This window comes from Brevundimonas sp. UBA4553 (genome assembly GCF_002387245.1).
In the GTDB taxonomy this organism is placed as follows: Bacteria; Pseudomonadota; Alphaproteobacteria; order Caulobacterales; family Caulobacteraceae; genus Brevundimonas.
In genome coordinates this window covers 1-16,203 of sequence record NZ_DGLD01000014.1, presented here as the reverse complement: position 1 = coordinate 16,203, position 16,203 = coordinate 1, and the positions used below count along the sequence as shown (strand labels likewise).

The 16,203-nt window shown below is 67.0% G+C and carries 17 protein-coding genes; 2 read left to right on the top strand and 15 right to left on the bottom strand.

Annotated features, from left to right (window positions below):
- Window positions 1-19: 19 nt before the first annotated feature.
- The 4 genes from B4A39_RS09570 to gyrA are packed head-to-tail and all read right to left on the bottom strand — an operon-like array spanning window position 20 to window position 4,991.
- Window positions 20-862, bottom strand: a complete 843-nt coding sequence (locus B4A39_RS09570) for a peptidylprolyl isomerase (RefSeq protein ID WP_292035906.1) — start codon at window positions 860-862, stop codon at window positions 20-22.
- 15 nt (window positions 863-877) lie between these two features.
- Complete coding sequence (coaD, locus tag B4A39_RS09565; protein ID WP_292035904.1) at window positions 878-1,360, bottom strand: pantetheine-phosphate adenylyltransferase; 483 nt, start codon at window positions 1,358-1,360, stop codon at window positions 878-880.
- A 52-nt stretch (window positions 1,361-1,412) separates the two neighbouring features.
- Window positions 1,413-2,216: an aminotransferase class IV gene (locus tag B4A39_RS09560; RefSeq protein WP_292035902.1), complete on the bottom strand. Its 804-nt coding sequence runs from the start codon at window positions 2,214-2,216 to the stop codon at window positions 1,413-1,415.
- 6 nt (window positions 2,217-2,222) lie between these two features.
- Window positions 2,223-4,991, bottom strand: coding sequence for a DNA gyrase subunit A (gene gyrA, locus B4A39_RS09555; RefSeq protein ID WP_292035900.1), 2,769 nt, complete (start codon window positions 4,989-4,991; stop codon window positions 2,223-2,225).
- A gap of 213 nt (window positions 4,992-5,204) precedes the next feature.
- Here gyrA and B4A39_RS09550 point away from each other — a divergent pair, with 213 nt between their 5' ends.
- Window positions 5,205-5,735: a superoxide dismutase family protein gene (locus B4A39_RS09550; protein ID WP_409449571.1), complete on the top strand. Its 531-nt coding sequence runs from the start codon at window positions 5,205-5,207 to the stop codon at window positions 5,733-5,735.
- A gap of 3 nt (window positions 5,736-5,738) precedes the next feature.
- Here B4A39_RS09550 and B4A39_RS09545 read toward each other — a convergent pair whose 3' ends face one another.
- Entirely contained in the window at window positions 5,739-6,641 is a 903-nt protein-coding gene (locus B4A39_RS09545) for a DMT family transporter (RefSeq protein WP_292035896.1), read from the bottom strand.
- 131 nt (window positions 6,642-6,772) lie between these two features.
- Here B4A39_RS09545 and B4A39_RS09540 point away from each other — a divergent pair, with 131 nt between their 5' ends.
- The gene (locus B4A39_RS09540) at window positions 6,773-7,345 is read left to right on the top strand and encodes a nucleoside 2-deoxyribosyltransferase domain-containing protein (protein ID WP_292035894.1); all 573 of its coding nucleotides are present in this window, start codon (window positions 6,773-6,775) and stop codon (window positions 7,343-7,345) included.
- 10 nt (window positions 7,346-7,355) lie between these two features.
- On the opposite strand, the gene B4A39_RS09535 is transcribed toward B4A39_RS09540, so the two are convergent.
- The 10 genes from B4A39_RS09535 to B4A39_RS09490 form a co-directional block, all read right to left on the bottom strand.
- Complete coding sequence (locus B4A39_RS09535; protein ID WP_292035891.1) at window positions 7,356-7,823, bottom strand: DUF2269 family protein; 468 nt, start codon at window positions 7,821-7,823, stop codon at window positions 7,356-7,358.
- A complete protein-coding gene (locus B4A39_RS09530) occupies window positions 7,823-9,130 on the bottom strand; it encodes an SDR family oxidoreductase (protein ID WP_292035889.1) in 1,308 nt (435 codons plus the stop codon). The genes B4A39_RS09535 and B4A39_RS09530 overlap by 1 nt, the downstream gene beginning before the upstream one ends.
- A gap of 4 nt (window positions 9,131-9,134) precedes the next feature.
- A complete protein-coding gene (locus B4A39_RS09525) occupies window positions 9,135-9,545 on the bottom strand; it encodes a thiol-disulfide oxidoreductase DCC family protein (RefSeq protein ID WP_292035887.1) in 411 nt (136 codons plus the stop codon).
- A gap of 54 nt (window positions 9,546-9,599) precedes the next feature.
- Window positions 9,600-10,100, bottom strand: a complete 501-nt coding sequence (gene ssb, locus B4A39_RS09520; RefSeq protein ID WP_292035885.1) for a single-stranded DNA-binding protein — start codon at window positions 10,098-10,100, stop codon at window positions 9,600-9,602.
- A gap of 90 nt (window positions 10,101-10,190) precedes the next feature.
- Window positions 10,191-10,619: a hypothetical protein gene (locus tag B4A39_RS09515; protein WP_292035883.1), complete on the bottom strand. Its 429-nt coding sequence runs from the start codon at window positions 10,617-10,619 to the stop codon at window positions 10,191-10,193.
- On the bottom strand, window positions 10,616-11,293 hold the full coding sequence (locus tag B4A39_RS09510; protein ID WP_292035881.1) for a hypothetical protein: 678 nt from the start codon (window positions 11,291-11,293) through the stop codon (window positions 10,616-10,618). The genes B4A39_RS09515 and B4A39_RS09510 overlap by 4 nt, the downstream gene beginning before the upstream one ends.
- A 78-nt stretch (window positions 11,294-11,371) precedes the next feature.
- Window positions 11,372-14,065: a transcriptional regulator gene (locus B4A39_RS09505; RefSeq protein WP_292035879.1), complete on the bottom strand. Its 2,694-nt coding sequence runs from the start codon at window positions 14,063-14,065 to the stop codon at window positions 11,372-11,374.
- Window positions 14,066-14,312: 247 nt separating this feature from the next.
- Window positions 14,313-15,194, bottom strand: a complete 882-nt coding sequence (locus B4A39_RS09500; RefSeq protein WP_292035877.1) for a flagellin — start codon at window positions 15,192-15,194, stop codon at window positions 14,313-14,315.
- A gap of 133 nt (window positions 15,195-15,327) precedes the next feature.
- Window positions 15,328-15,594: a hypothetical protein gene (locus B4A39_RS09495; RefSeq protein WP_292035875.1), complete on the bottom strand. Its 267-nt coding sequence runs from the start codon at window positions 15,592-15,594 to the stop codon at window positions 15,328-15,330.
- Between the two features lie 86 nt (window positions 15,595-15,680).
- Window positions 15,681-16,203, bottom strand: a 523-nt coding sequence (locus B4A39_RS09490; protein ID WP_292035873.1) for a flagellin, incomplete at its 5' end; no start/stop codon positions are given.

The window sequence follows — 16,203 nt, the reverse complement described above, 5'->3', positions numbered from 1 at the left end:
CCCTCCCCGATCAGAAAACTCAGCCGCCGGTGATCTGAACCACCGGCTGCACGTCGCAGATACCAAACTGGGCGCCGCGCGCCGTGCGGGCGGCCTCCACAGCGGCGTTGAAAGGCTCCGAACCCGGCACGGCCACGCGAACGGTGGGGCGCTGGCCCTCTGGCAGCGCCGAGGCCAGTTGCACCTTGGTCATGGTGTCCGCGTCGGCGCCGACGGCCCCGTCGCTGGCGTCGTCGCCTGCCTTCAACGACTTGACCACCTCCAGACCCTGAACCACCCGGCCGAAGGTCGTGTAGCCGCCGTTCAGGTTGTCGTTCTGACCGGTCATCAGGAAGAACTGGCTGTTGGCGCTGTCAGGCGATCCTGCGCGCGCCATGCCGGCCACGCCAGGGCAGAACAGGCCGCCGGCGCCGACCTTGAAATCAGCCGTGACGAACATCTGCGCGTCGGGCTGGGTCACGACCGGCAGGCTGCCCATGATCCCGCGCACGCCGGGCCCGCTGTTCTCAACCGCGGCGAAGCCGCTGTCGCGCCCGCGGCGGAAGGTGAACTCACCCTTCACGTCCGGCAGTTCGCTGCCCCCGGCGCCCGTGCCTTCCGGGTCGCCGGTCTGGGCCATAAAGTTCGGGATGACGCGGTGGAACTTCAGCCCGTTATAAAAGCCCTGGTTAGTCAGGGTACGGATGCGTTCGATGTGGTTCGGCGCCGCGCGCGGTTCCAGCTCGACCAGAACGCGGCCCTTGGAGGTGTCGATCACCAGCAGATTCTCGGGCGACACGGTGCGCCATTCCGCCGTCTGGGCCGCAGCGCCGCCCGCCATCATCGAGACCGCAGCGGCGGCCAGAAGTATATTGAGGTTCATTGATTGTCCTGAAATCTAGCGCTGCACCTTGGCGCGCACCTGGGCGGCGACCGTCGGGCTGACGAAGCTCTCGATCGCGCCGTCCAGACGGGCGATCTCCTTCACCAGCCGCGAGGCGATGGCCTGATGGCGCGGATCGGCCATCAGGAACACGGTCTCTATGTCGCTGTTGAGGCGCTGGTTCATCGCCGTCATCTGGAACTCGTATTCGAAGTCCGCGACCGCGCGCAGGCCGCGCACGATGACGTTGGCGTCCACCTCTTCGGCGAAATGCATCAGCAGGCTGCTGAAGGGTCGCACCTCGATGTCGGCGTTGAAGCGCGCGACCTCGGTCTTCAGCATCTCGACACGCTCGGCAGTGGAGAACAGCGGCCCCTTATCGTCGTTCTGGGCCACGCCGACGACCAGCCGATCGACCAGTTTGATCGCCCGCCCGATGATGTCCATGTGGCCGTTCGTGACCGGGTCAAAAGTCCCCGGATACAAGCCGATGCGCATGGCCTTCGCCTCCCCGCGTTTCGTCCCGTTTAGCAGGTGCGAAATCAACGGCCTAGATCGTCTGACACGGGTTTGATCGCCAGGCGGCTTCGATCATCCGCGAAAGATCCGTTGCGTCGCCAAACTGATGGGCGCCGATCGCGGCGATAGATGCGGAAGGCGTGGCGCTGTTGCAGAGAAAAGCGCCGTCGAGGCCAGCCAGATCGTCAAGACCCACGGGCCGCAGATGCTGGCGCACGCCACCGTGGTCCAGCCCCTGCCGGATCAGCGTCTGGGCCACGCCTTCCAGCATGGAGGCCTGGGGCCAGATCACCTCATCGCCTCGCCAAAACCCGATATTCCATAGCGAACCCTCGGAAATCAGGCCCGACGGGTCGGTGAACAGGGCGTCGTCGAAACCCGCCTGTCGCGCCAGGCGCCGCGCCCGCAGCAAACCGAAGGTCGCGGCATGCTTCAAATGGGCGGCTTCACGTCCATAGACCTGAGGCTGCAATCGAACCCCGCCCGCCAGCGGCGTTGGCGGCGTGAAGACGCCGATCATGACCTTGGGCGCGCCGATCCAGTGAGGCTCGCGCGTCCAGACCTCGGGCGAGAACAGGCTGACGCGCAGCCACGCCTCCTGTCGCCCGGCAAGGGCTGAGCGGATCAGAGCGCGCAGTCGCCCCTCGTTCACAGCCTCGCCGAACAGCTCCAGGGCCGTGGCTTCCAGCCGTGCAAGGTGCAGGTTCAGCCCCCTCACGCCCCCGTTCTCGAAGCCGAAGGAGGTGAAGGCGCCGTAGTTGAACAGCGCATGATAGGTCAGATCCGCCTGTGAGGCGGCCTGGCCGTCGACCCAGAGTTCATGGACGACGGCCATGCAGGCTCAGCCCTCGCCGCCCTCTTCGCTCGCAGCTTCATCAGCGCCGTCGTCGTCGCCGCCCGAGTCGGGCAGGCGCTCGACCGAAACGACCTTCTCGTCCTTGCCGGTGCGGAAGATGGTCACGCCCTGGCTGGAACGGCCGACGATGCGGACCTGACTGACCGGGGTGCGGATCATCTGGCCGCCGTCGGTGACCAGCATCAGGTCGTCCGACTCTTCGACCGGGAAGGCGGCAGCCAGACGCGTGCCCGCGCGACCGCCCAGACCATGGGCCGTCAGCCCCTGCCCGCCGCGACCGGTGCGGCGATATTCATAGGCGGAGGAGCGTTTGCCGAAGCCGGTTTCCGTGACGGTCAGGATGAACTGTTCCGCCGCGCCCAGTTCGGCGATGCGTTCGACCGACAGGGCGGCGTCGCCCACGTCCTCGTCATCCGCCTCGACCACAGCGACGTCTTCGTCCGCGTCCGCACCGGCCAAGGCCTTGCGCATGGCGTTGGCGTGCTTGACGTAGGCGGCGCGTTCTTCCGGAGAGGCGTCGACCCGGCCCAGAACGGCCATCGAGATGACCTCGTCGTCGCCCTGCAGACGGATGCCGCGCACGCCGGTCGAATCCCGGCCCTTGAAGACGCGCACGTCGTCAGCCTTGAAGCGAATCGCGCGACCCAGCTTGGTGGTCAGCAGGATGTCGTCGTCCGCGTTGCAGATGGCCACGCCCACCATGCGGTCGTCGTCTTCCAGCTTCATCGCGATCTTGCCCGCGCGGTTCACCGTGGCGAAATCGCTGAGCTTGTTCCGCCGCACGTCGCCCGACCGGGTGGCGAACATGATGTCGTAGTTGTCCCACTCGGACTCGTTCTCCGGCAGCGGCAGCACGTTCATGATGCTGTCGCCCGGCTCGATGGGCAGCAGGTTGACGAAGGCCTTGCCACGCGACTGCGGCGTGCCCAGCGGCAGGCGCCAGGTCTTCAGCTTGTAGGCCTTGCCGTTGGTGGCGAAGAAGAGGACCGGGGTGTGGGTCGAGGCCGAGAAGACGCCGGTGATCGCGTCCTCGTCCTTCATCGTCATGCCCGACTTGCCCTTGCCGCCGCGATGCTGGGTCCGATAGGCGTTCAGGGCCACGCGCTTGACGTAGCCGCCGTGGGTGACGGTGACGACCATGTCCTCGCGCGGGATCAGGTCCTCGTCCTCCATCTCGGCGTCGCCCTCCCCGATCAGGGTGCGGCGCGGGACAGCGAACTGATCCTTCACCAGCAACAGGTCTTCGCGGATGATGGCCAGGACGTTGGCGCGGTCCGACAGGATGGTCAGGTGGCCCTGGATGGTGTCGGCCAGACCGCGCGCCTCGCCGAAGATGTCGTCGCGGCCCAGGCCGGTCAGACGCGACAGGGTCAGGGCCAGGATGGCGCGGGCCTGTTCGTCGGTCAGGCGGATCTTGTCGCCCTCAACCAGCACCGTGCGCGGGTCGGCGATCAGCTCGACCAGAGCCATCATGTCCCCGACCGGCCAGGCCTTGGCCTGCAGTCGCTCGCGCGCTTCGGCCGGATCGGCCGAACTGCGGATGATGTGGATGACCTCATCGATATTGGCGACGGCGACGGCCAGACCGACCAGGACGTGGCCCCGATCGCGGGCCTTGGCCAGCTCGAACTTGACGCGGCGGACGACCACTTCCTCACGGAACTCGAGGAAGAGCTCCAGCAGCTTGCGCAGGCCCATCTGCTCGGGCCGGCCGTGGTTCAGCGCCAGCATGTTGACGCCGAACGAGCTTTGCAGCGCCGTGTAGCGGAACAGCTGGTTCAGGATGACGTCGCCCGAAGCGTCGCGCTTCAGCTCGATGACGATCCGCATGCCCTGACGGTCGGACTCGTCTCGGACGTCGGAAATGCCTTCCAGACGCTTCTCGCGCACCATTTCGGCGATGCGTTCGATCAGGGTCTGCTTGTTCACCTGGAACGGCAGTTCGGTGATGACGATGGCGTCGCGATCCTTGCGGATCTCCTCGACCGAGGCGCGGCCGCGCACGATGACCGAGCCGCGTCCGTCGCGCAGCGCATTGCGCGGCGCGGTGCGGCCCATGATCTCGCCGCCCGTGGGGAAGTCGGGACCAGGCACGATGTCCAGCAGGGCCTCGTCGCCCATGTCGGGGTTGTCCAGCAGCGCCACGGCCGCGTCGACGACTTCACCCAGGTTGTGCGGCGGGATGTTGGTCGCCATGCCGACGGCGATGCCGCCCGCGCCGTTGACCAGCAGGTTGGGAATCCGCGCCGGCAGGACGACGGGCTCCAGCTCCTTCTCGTCGTAGTTGGGCTGGAAATCGACCGTGTCTTTTTCGATGTCGGTCAGCAGGGCCACGGCCGCCGGGGCCATCCTGGCCTCGGTATAACGCATGGAGGCCGGCATATCGCCATCGACCGAGCCGAAGTTGCCCTGACCGTCGACCAGCATCAGACCCATCGAGAAGGGCTGCGCCATCCGCACCAGGGCCATATAGACCGAGGCGTCGCCGTGCGGGTGGAAGCGACCCAGCACGTCACCGACGACGCGCGCGCACTTCGAATACGACCGCTCGGGCGTCATGTTCAGGTCGTGCATCGAATAGAGGATGCGGCGGTGAACAGGCTTCAGTCCGTCCCGCGCGTCCGGCAGGGCGCGGCTGACGATGACGCTCATGGCGTAGTCGAGGTAGGAGCGTTTCAGCTCGTCCTCGATCGTGATGATGGAGATGTCGCCGGGCGCCGAAGGTGCGGCGTTGTCGTAGCTGTCGTCGGTCAAGGAAATCAGGCTTTAAATGGCCGGAATCGGAACGTGATCCGCTGTTTCGGTTTCTAGCATCCGGGGGCCGTGGTGGCAAAGAAACGCCGCTGATATCCCCATGCCCAAAAGGACAGGAAAACCATGCGTCTGACCGCCGCCACCGTCACCACCCTCGTCGCCGCTTCGATGATCGCCGCGAGCGCCTCTGCTCAAACCCATGATCATGCCGCCATGGGCCATGGCGCGACCGCTCAGGCCGCCGCCGCGGACCACTCTGCAATGATCCCTCGCGCCACGCCGGGTCAGACGGGTCAGGCCGCGATCATCAACGGCCAAGGCGCCGAAATCGGCAAGGCGACCCTGACGCAGGGCGCCACGGGCCTGCTGATCAAGGTCGAGGCCACGGGCCTGACGCCCGGCTGGCACGGCATCCACATCCACGCCACGGGCCAGTGCGCCGCGCCCTTCACCTCGGCGGGCGCCCACATCAACCACACCGATCCGAAGACCCCGCACGGCCTGCTGAACGCCGAGGGCCCGGATGACGGCGACCTGCCTAACCTCTACGCCGCCGCAGACGGCTCGGCCCATGGCGAGTTCTTCACGACCAAGGCACGGATCAGCCAGGACGGCCCCGGTCAGTGGCTATGGGATGCGGACGGTTCGGCTCTGGTGATTCACGCCAACCCGGACGATCACAACAGCCAGCCCATCGGCGGGGCCGGCGACCGCGTGGCCTGCGCTGTCCTCAGCGCGAACTAACGATCAGACCTTGGCGGGGGCGCCGGCGCGCAGGCCGCGCTCCCCCAGGGCGACTGTCACCACGCCGATCAGGGCGATGGCCACCCCGGTCAGGATCTGCGGCGTCAGCACGTCGCCCATCCAAAGCCAGCCGATCAGGATAGACACCAGCGGCGAGCCCAGCAGATAGGGCGTGACCCGCCCCGCCTCGCGGCGCTGCACCAGCCAGAAGACCAGGCTGGTCGCAAACACCGAAGAGATCACGCCCGCCCAGACCACCGTCCCCCAGACGATCGGCGGCGCGATCTGCGCGGCCTCCCACTGTCCCGTCTCGAACACAAGCGAACCAATGGTCAGGGCCGGGAAGGCCATCAGGGCCAACAGACCCTGCATCTTAAGGGGCGGGATGGAGGTCGTGCGGCGCGCGACCACCGTGGTCAGGGCCCAGGCCGAGGCGCCCAAGGCTCCCACCGCAATGGCCTTCCAATCCTGTAGCGCGTGCGGGTCCAGCGTCATCCACGCCACCCCGACAAAGGCGATGACCAACCCGATCGTGGCCATCCGACTGATCCGCTCGCCCAGCAGCATAAAGGCGAACAGCGAGGTCAGCGGGATCCATAGCTGGGTCGCCACCGTCACCGGGCTGACGTCGTGGGCCAGCCAGAAGGCCAGATAGATCAGGCCATAGTGGATCGGGCCGCCCACCACGGCGATGATCAGCAGGCTCTTCCAATTCGGAAACGGCGGCCGCACGAACCACACCAGACAGGCGGCGGCGACGGCGAAACGCAGGGCCCCGACCATCAGCGGCGGCATGACCTCGGTGGCTATCTTGGCGGCTGCGTTGTTGACGCCCCAGATCAACATCACCGCGATGATGGCGGCGATCTCGAGCAGGCTCAGCGGGGAGTGACGATGGCTGGACACCGTGACCTGATGCCACAGGCGGTCACGAAAGGCCCGTCACGTTCGATGACCGCTCTTTTCCGTCATCATCGCCCTAGTCTTCGCCCGACCGGATGCTATGCCCCGCCCCTTCGCGAGAACGAGGCCGATCGATGAACCGCACGCTGACCGCCCTGACCATGTCCCTTGCCGCCTTCAGCGCCGCGCCCGCCCTGGCGCAGCCCGCCCAGGGTCCGACCGCCGTGGTTTCGCCCCAGCCCCTGCCCATCGACGACAGCCGCCCGCGCGTCTTCCTCGGCGGCAGCATCGACATGGGCGGCGCGCCCGACTGGCAGGCGGCGATGACCTCGGCCCTGGCTGACATGGACGTGGTCATCCTCAACCCGCGTCGCCCCGACTGGAACCCGAACTGGCGTCCCGAAGCCGATGAGCCGGAGTTCCGTCGTCAGGTCGAGTGGGAGCTGGCCGCGCTGGAAGCCGCCGACGTCATCGTCATGTATTTCGCGCCCGGCACCCAGAGCCCCATCAGCCTGCTGGAAATGGGCCTGCACGCGCGCGGTGGAAAGCTGATCGTGCTGGCCCCCGACGGCTTCTGGCGCAAGGGCAACGTCGACATCACGGCCCAGGCTTACGGTGTCAGACAGGTACAGTCCCTGCCCGAACTGACCGCCGCCGTTCGCGAAGCCTTGGCCGCAGCCGCCGCGCAGGGCCGCTTCGCGCGTTAGAAGCCCGGACCTAGAACACCGGCTTGGCCACCATCAGAGCGTAGATGCCGATCACGCCCGCAAAGGCCGGCCAGCCCAGGAGGAACCAGGCCCTGAACAGGCGGTGATAGGCAGGCGGCAGCTGCGTCCCCGCCGCCTCCGCGCCCTCGGCCAGCTTGACCATCCGCCACTGGAACCAAACGACCGGCAACCAGCAGACGCCGATCAGGACATAGAGGGCGTAGGCCGCCATCAGCCACGGCTCGGTCAGGCTGTAGCCCTGCAGGTGGATCAGCGCCAGACCGCTGATCGGCTGGACCACCACGGCGCTGGCGGTGAAGACGAAGTCAGCCAGGACCACGATCCGCCCCACCGAGGCTACGGTGCGCGGGTCTTTCGTCGTGTGGGCTCTCAGCATGAAGAAGGCGATGCCCGCCCCCGTGCCGAACAGGACCGCACCCGACAGGATGTGGACGATCTTGAGGATCAGATAGGTCATCAGCGCCTCGCGTCCGTCGCTGCCACGAACAGGCATAGCGCCATCATCGGCAAGACCTTCAGCCACGGTCCAAGCGGATCGATCCAGTAGTGCGGCAGGCTGAGCGTTCCCGCGATCAGATAGCCCACCGTCGATAGGCACATGAAGATCGCCACCCGCGCCGTCCACGGCCGCACGAACAGGGCCAGCCCCAGCACCACGTCCAGCAGCGCGCCCCACCAGGCGATCGGCCCGGCCCAGCGCCCGAAGCCGCCTTCGTGCAGGATGGCCAGCGCCCCGTTCCAGCCGGGCCCGAAGCTGATCAGTCCGGTGATCAGCCAGAACAGGCCTAGGGTCAGGATCGACACAGGCCGCACAAACCACAGCCGCGCGTGCCAGACGTCCTGAACCGAGGCCGGCGTCTCGGTCAGAAAGCGCGAGAGGCCGCGCGCGCTGACGCCCAGTCGCTCGGCCCAGCCGCTGTCCTGACCTGAAACGTCATGATCCATCTGGCGGATGGCCGTGGTGCGGATCGGCGAGGACCAGCCCAGTCGGCCCAGCAGATCGCCTATCACAAGCGCAGGCGCCGCCAGCCGGCGCGGAACCCGGATCACAGGCGCGGGCGACAGGCCCAGCCAGCCGCGATAGAGGCGCACCGTCTCGGCCATGGTCACGGCCTCGGGTCCGGGCATGTCGAAGGTTTCGCGGTGCGGCGCACCCGGCTTCAGCGCCGCGACGACGGCCGCGCCCAGGTCGCCCAGGGCGATGGGCCGGAAGGTCTGGTCGCCGCCGACGACTGGGCTGAACAGGGGGAAGGCCGCCAGCGCCCGGATCAAGCCGGTGCCGCCGAAGGCCGCACGATCCACCACCAGCGACGGCCTCAGGATCAGCCAGTCCAGCGTGCTGGCCTCGACCAGACGCTCGGTCTCGGCCTTGGTGCGGGCATAGGCCGTGCCCGCCGCGTCATCGGCCCCTACGGCGGAAATGTGGATCAGACGCCGAACCCCGGCGCGCTCGCAGGCCGCGATCAAGGCGCGCGGTCCCTCGACATGAGCCAGACGCGTGCTGTCCCCCGCCCCGTCCTGCAAGACGCCGACGCAGTTGATAACGGCGTCGACCCCGTCCAGCAGCGGGGCCCAGGCCTCGACCGAAGTCAGCTTGGCGAAGTCGGCGCAGACCCAGTCGAACGTCGGCGCGCGTCGCGCCGCCTCGACGGGACGCCGAGCGCCCGCCCGCACCGACCAGCCGTCACGCGACAGCGCGGCGGCCAGATGCGAGCCGATAAAACCATTGGCTCCCAGAACGAGAACCCGTCCCCCGTCGCTCATCCGTCTATCCCAGAATTCGGTCGTTGAGGTCCGCCCCCGACGGCGGCAGGGCGCACCAGGTCTGGCCCGAAAACCGCCGCCGGTATCGCGCGACCAGGCCATAGGCAGCGTCGCGGATGGGCCGGGGGATCAGCCTGGCCGCCACGGCGGCGCGATAGGGAAACGGCAGGGAAGCCGCCAGATGCAGCACCCCGTCCGAGCGGCTGATGGCGCGCCCGTCCTCGATCACCAGCATAGTGGAGGGATCATCGGGCGACAGGCCGTAGTGGACCAGCAGGGCCCTACCCAGAACCGACTGCGTCGGCGCCAGACGAAAACGCGGACCATGCTTCAGCAGGGTCCGCGCGGAATGGGAACAGAGGGCGCAATCGCCGTCGAACAGGACTAGCGGCCGGTCGTCCGGGAAGGACGGCACGGCCGGGTCGTCGCGGTAACTGTAAGCCCCCCGGCCCACGTCAGTTTTCAGGTCTTAGAACGGAATGTCGTCGTTCAGGTCGTAGCTTTCCTTGGGACCCGAGGGCTTGTTGGCGCCGCCGGTGGAGAAGCCCGAGGAGTAGTCGTCGTCGTTGCGGCCGCCGCCGCCGTAACCGCCGCGATCGCCGCCGCCCTGGCTGTCGTTACGACCGCCCAGCATGGTCAGCTGGCCGTTGAAGCGTTGCAGCACGATCTCGGTCGAGTACTTCTCGATGCCTTGCGCGTCGGTGTATTTGCGGGTCTGCAGCGAGCCCTCGATGTAAACGGTCGAGCCCTTCTTCAGGTAGTTCTCGGCCACCTTGACGATGTTTTCGTTGAAGATGACGACCGCATGCCACTCGGTCTTTTCCTTACGCTCACCGGTAGCCTTGTCGCGCCATTGCTCGGAGGTGGCGATGCGCAGGTTGGCGACGCGATCGCCGCTGTTCAGGGTGCGGATTTCCGGGTCGCGGCCCAGATTGCCGATGAGGATGACCTTGTTGACGCTGCCGGCCATGACCGATGTCCTTTTATGTTCTTGCCGCCGATCCCTAGCGGATATCGACAGAATGTTCCAGTTTTGTTCGCGCCCGAGCGGGCGAGAATTCTAGTTGGGGGCGACGGCGACGGGGCGACCGTCGATCTCGCGCTGAATGGCGCCCGGAATGGCCAGACGGCCATCGCCCGTGCGCGTCAGGGCGAAGAAGCGCTGGCCCGTCAGAGTGCGGCCGAACTTCACCCCACCCCGGTCGATGAAGATGAACTGCCCCTGATAGGCGCCGATCATGTCGCGGTTGTTGCCGCCCATGCTCAGGAACCGCAGGCGCATCTCCTCAAGTCGCGCAGCGCAGAACTCGATCTGCGGCTGATCGCGGGCGACAACGTTGATCAGGGGCGCGGACTTGCCGTCCTCAGCCAGAACCACGTGGTAGCAGACGCCCGGCTCGGTCGGCGCCTCGACGCCCTTCTGGGCGCAGGCCCCGACCGTCAGGGCCAGAAGGCCCAGCGCAGCGGCGGATACGATCTTGCGTTTCATCGACCCAGCTCCGGGAACTGACAGTTGCGGTCCTGCTGGGCCAGGGTGCGGAAGCGTGTGTTGTCGCTCGACTGCTCGACGCGGCGCGGCACCAGACGCAGGGTCGTGTCGCCCCAACGCCCATACTGGGCCTCGCCCGGACGGACGCAGGTTCCGGCGTAGAGCGCCTGCACGCAGGCGCCCAGGCTCATGCCGCCGCCAATCGAGCGCCATTCCGAACCGGTGTGACGCAGACAGGCTGTGGCGGACGCAGGCTGCGCCTGACGCGCAGGCTCCGCAGGGGATGCGCCCTCGTCCACGGGAGCGATCTCGATGGTCGGCTCGGCCGGCAGCTCCGGTGGCGGGGCGAAGGCGGCGGTAGGCGCGGCGGCCAGGGCGCCGGTGGCGTCCAGCCCCACGTCCAGGGCGCTGGTCGCGACGCCGTTGCGCTGGGCGCAATCGGCCAAGGTGGCCAGGCCGACGAACTGGCCGTCGACGAAACAACGCAGTTCGCGCGCCGGCTCCAGCGTCGGCGCCTCGGCCAGATCAATGGTCAGTCCGCCCTGCGACGCCGGCGGCGCTTCTGTCGGTCGGTCCCGGCCACCGCTGAACACCAGGGCTGCGGCGGCGGCCGCGACAACGGCCAGGCCGCCCCCGACGATCAGGACTGTACGATTGTCTTTCGGAAGGGCCATGCGGGACTCGACGCCAATGATGGCCCCAATAACCCCGCCGACGCCGCGCCCGTCAACCTAAAGCGGGCCTTGAGGCCTCTAGCCTGTGAGTCGTGCCAGCGCCGCCTGATAGTTGGCCAGCTGCGTCTTCAGGTAAGGCGGCACGGTTCCCGTCGCCTTGGGCTTGCTGCTGTCGGGGTCCAGCGCCTTGTAGGCGTCGCGCAAAGCCTTGACGGCCAACTGGATGGTGCTGGTCGCCGCCTTGGCCGCCTCGGCGTCCTTGAGGCTCAGCGTCTTGGGCAGATCCAGACCAAAGGTCTTCAGGTCGCTGCTGCTGGGACCAATGTAGCCGGGCGTCAGACCCAGACCGGCCAGGGCGTCGCGGCCCGCCTCCCCCGCGCGCAGAACAGCGCCCTCGCGCCCGTTGGTGAAGGCGATGGACAGGCGCTGCACGCCGCCGGCGGTGATGCGGGTGTCTCCGTCCATGCCCGTGACATGGTCCTTGTCCGTCTTGACCGTCACCGTCAGGGTGCGGCCGGAAGCCGTCTCGATCTTGCGCGCCAGGGTCTGCAGCGTGTCCTTGGCGTCGATCGTCACGGCGACAGAGCGTCCGGTCGTGCCGGATGTCACGTAGAAACGATCCCCTGCCCGCAGGGATGTGGCGTCGACCAGCTGTTTGGAATCCGACTGCGGGATTTCGCCCTGCGGCAACCCCAGGCGATCCAGGACGCTGGCCCCGCCAGAGGCGACAGCGATGGTCATGGGCGCGGCCTGTCGATCCGCGCCGGTCCAGGTCTGGGTCCACTCGACCGCGCCGGTCATTGGATCCAGCCGCGCGAGATAGCCTGACGTCGGGTCCTCGGCCTTGGCGCCGACCGTCCGGTCGGACACGCCGGTCAGCCAGACCTTGCCGTCGACGATCTTCACGTCGGCGGCGGTGTCGTCGCCCTGCCCGCCGTAATAGGTCAGACGATCGCTGGCCGACGCGCTCAAATCGTCGGAAATCACGGCGACAAAGGCGTCCGTGCCGCCGGAATGGGCGGTGTTGATCTGGCCGATGTCCAGGGCGCCGTTCCGCGTCGTGCCCGCCAGGATCACCTGGCCGTTGACGACCGACAGGCCAGCGATCTCGCCGCTGGCGTGGCCGAGGTCGCGAGAGGACAACAACTCCGGCGATCCGGCGGCGCCGATCTGGAACTGACGCACCATCATGCGACCGTTCTCGATCCCGGCCGTATAGAGCTTGTCGCCGTCCGTGGTCATGGCCTGGACGCTGTCGTCGCCGGCCGTCCCGAACTGATTAATTCCTGTCGCCGTAGCGGTGATCGGCGCCAGGCTGTGGATCTGGTTCTCGCTGAAGGCCTGGACGTAGCCGTCCCAGCCGCCCGACGCGAGCGCGCCCGGCATGGAGGACTGAGAGCGCCCTGCCACATAGACGCGACCGTCTGCGCCGAAAGACACAGCTGTCGCCTCATCCGCCGCCTTGGCCCCGCGACGCTGGGTCCACTGCTCGACGCCCTTGGCGTCAAAGACAGTGACAAAGCTGTCGGCCACGGTGGCGTCAGCGCCAGACACGCCGGGCGTCAGCGCCCCGACGACCGAACCGGCCACGGCGACGCGGCCGTCATCGTCCACCGCAATGGCGTAACCGCTGGCGGTCGACGCCGCGCCCAAGGCCCGGCTGAGCACCACCTTGCCCGCCGAATCCAGCTTCATCAGAACGACGTCGCCCTGCCCTTTGATGGGCTGGGTCGCGGTTCCAACGCTCACGTCGGCGACGATCCACATCGAGCCGTCCGGCCCCGTAGCGCTGGCGCGGACCGTCTCGACGCCTTCGGGCAGGCCAGACTGCCCCACCTGCCCTTCGACCCAGAACGCCGCGCCGCTGGTCGTCTGGCCGGCCCGTTCCTGAAACTTGAGGACCTCGTGACCGCCACTCTTGCCAACGCCCTGAACCACGTAGACGGCGTCAGATGACGTCACGGGGGTGAAGCTGACCTTTTCGTACGACACGCCCTGGAGGTTGAGGGCCCACTTGTCGGGCCCTGCGGGCAAGGTGATCGTCTTGTCCCCGCTCTTGATGACGCGCGGCTCCGACGGCAGTTGTTCGCGGCCCATGCGAGTTTCGACGCCCGCCGCTTCCAGCTTGCTGTTGATATAGGTGACCACCGACTGGAGCGTCCGCGGATCGGAGCCCATCTCGGCCAGGTTGATGGCGACGACCTGATCGCCGCCCGTCTTTTTCACGGTGATGTTGAACTGGACATCGCCCTGGAAGGCCGCGACCTCATCGGCCAAGGCCCCGGTGTGGACGGCGCCGGTCACATACTTCGCCGAATCGCGAGGAACGGCGGCGCCGGTCTGCGCCTTGGTCGCAGACAGCCCCTGAACCATCCGCACGCCGTCGAACTTGGCCTCGCCCAGGTAGGCCGAGATTTCCGCCAGCCCCGCGTCCATGCGCTTGGTCAGTTGCGACCGTTCGAGTGTGGTGAGGTTCTTCTGCCCCGCCCGATCGGCGATGGCCTCCAGCATGGTGAGGCCCTGATACATGGCGAAGATCTTGCGATAGTCGCCCGACGAGGCGTTCTTGACGTCAAGCGTCGCATTATCTTCATTGATCAAGCGTCGCCCGCTCAGCGCGGCGCGCAGCAGGTCGGACTGGTTCTGCGGCTTGACCGTCGTAGCCCAAGGAGCTGTCGGCTGCTTCTTCACAGCAACAGACGTCGCGCCCAGACCTCCAGAGAAGGTCGAGGTCCCGCCGTACAAGCCGAGAAGATAGCTGTTGTTGATCACAGACCGATACGCTCCTGCGTCCAGCTTGCGGCGAAGCTGGTAACGAACTGTTTAAGATCGGACGGGAACGGCGACGGTTAGCCGGCGTTACCGGCCAACCACAGGCAAGCGGGACAAGCGCCCATGTCGTACGTGCGTTGGCTGTTTCTGAGACTGGCGAGCCTTTATGGCCTCATGCCGCGCCCCGCGAAGCGCAAGCCGCCGCCGATCTCACTCGGCCACGGCGCGCCCCGCTACTTCAGGTAGGTCAGCCCTTGAACAGGGACAGGATGATCTGCGGCGCCTGGTTGGCGATCGACAGGGCCTGAGCGCCCAGTTGCTGCTGGACCTGAAGCGCCTGCAGGCGAGCGCTTTCCTTGGCCATGTCCGCATCGACGAGGTTGCCGATGCCGACCTCGAGCGAGTCCATCAGCTTGCCGACGAAGATGTTGTGCTTTTCGACCTGCTTGGCTTGCGCGCCCAGCTCGGCCAGCTTGGCGTTGGCGTTATCAAGAGCCCCGACGACGGCGGTGAAGGCTTCCTGCGCGTTCTCCAGCGTGTCCAGCAGAGGCGGACCGGCAGGACGCGCCGTCACGACAGGCGGACCGGCCGCTGCTGCACGAGCGGGCAACTGCAACCCTACGCCAGCCAGGGTCAGATTCTGGCGGTTCATCGAGATGGTTTCGGTGGCGCCGACGTTGGCGAGGAAGTCCAAGGCCGTCGTAACCGTGCCGTTCAGGATGTTCTCGCCGTCGAAGGTCGCGTTCTTGGCGAAGGAATCGAGGGACTTCAGAAGCGACTGGAACTCATCGTTGTAGGCCTTGCGGGAGGCGGGCGTCGACGACGGGTCCGCTGCGGCGGTGGCCTTTTCGCGCATCTCGATCAGCAGATCGGAAATCTGTCCGCCAGCGGCCAGCGAGACATCGGCCAGCGAGGTGGCGCGGTTCATGCTCGTCTTGACCGATTCCAGGGCGCCCGTGTCGGCGCGCTGGTTCTGGGCGATGGCCCAGGTGGCGGCGTTGTCCTTGGCGCCTTGGACCTTAAGGCCCGTATTCACCCGGCTCTGGGTCGCCGCCAGCTTGTTGTTCGTCGAATTGAGGTTCTGGAGCGCGATTAACGCCGAGGCATTGGTGAGAACGCTGTTGGTCATGGCTTCTAGCCCCAGTTCAAATTCTGAAGGCTACTAATGTCGCTGATTCCTGAGCGTATGGTTAACGGCGTAGAAACGAACGCGGCGCCGCTCGGCAAGCCGGCGGCGCTGCGTTCCAAGCTACTTGCGGCGATCAGGCCTCGGTCTTGATCACTCCGCCTGCCCCGTACGCCGGGCTCGCGCTCATTTTCACGACCTCCTCACGCGGCAACTGACGAATGACTTCGCCCGTCACGCGATCGCGGGTCATGTAGACAAACCCGTTGGGACCTTCCTCGATCGTCAGACGATAGCGTCCGGCGTCGGGTTCGGCCTTGGGTTGCCGCAGCTCGACGCCCTGACCGTGGGCGTCGCGTTGAACGAGACTTACACTAGGGAGTCTTGCGACATTATCTGCCATTTCCCCTTACGCGGCCAAGCCGCGCCTCCTGTCTCCGGATGTGCGAACGAGGGCGAGCCCGAAGACCCGCCCTCGACCACGTCTTGTTAGCGGAACAGGCCGAGCAGAACCGAGCTCGACTGGTTCGCGATCGACAACGCCTGCACACCCAGCTGTTGCTTGGTTTGCAGCGCGGTCAGGCGCGCGCTTTCCTTGGCCAGATCGGCGTCCACCAGGTTGCCGACGCCGACTTCCAGAGCGTCCTGCATCTTGCTGGTGAAGGTCAGCGACCTTTCCAGAGACTTGGACTTGGTGCCGAGGCCGCCGAGCACGGCCGTAAAGGCCTTGATCTCGGTTTCAACGGCGGCGGCGGTCGCGGCGGCCCGAGCGATGGACCCGCCGGCGGTGGCGACAGCCGTGGCCGCGCCGGTGGCCTTCAGGACGAACTTGTCCGTCGAGCCGGTGCCGGTCTTGACCTCGATGTCGGCCGCAGCCGTCGAGAACAGGTTGACGCCGTCGAAGGTGGCGCCGCCCAGAGCCTTGGTGATTTCATTGCCGAGGGCGTTGAAGTCAGCCAGGTAGGCCGTTTCGGCAGCCGAACCGGCCACCGAGGATTCGATCGCAACCGCC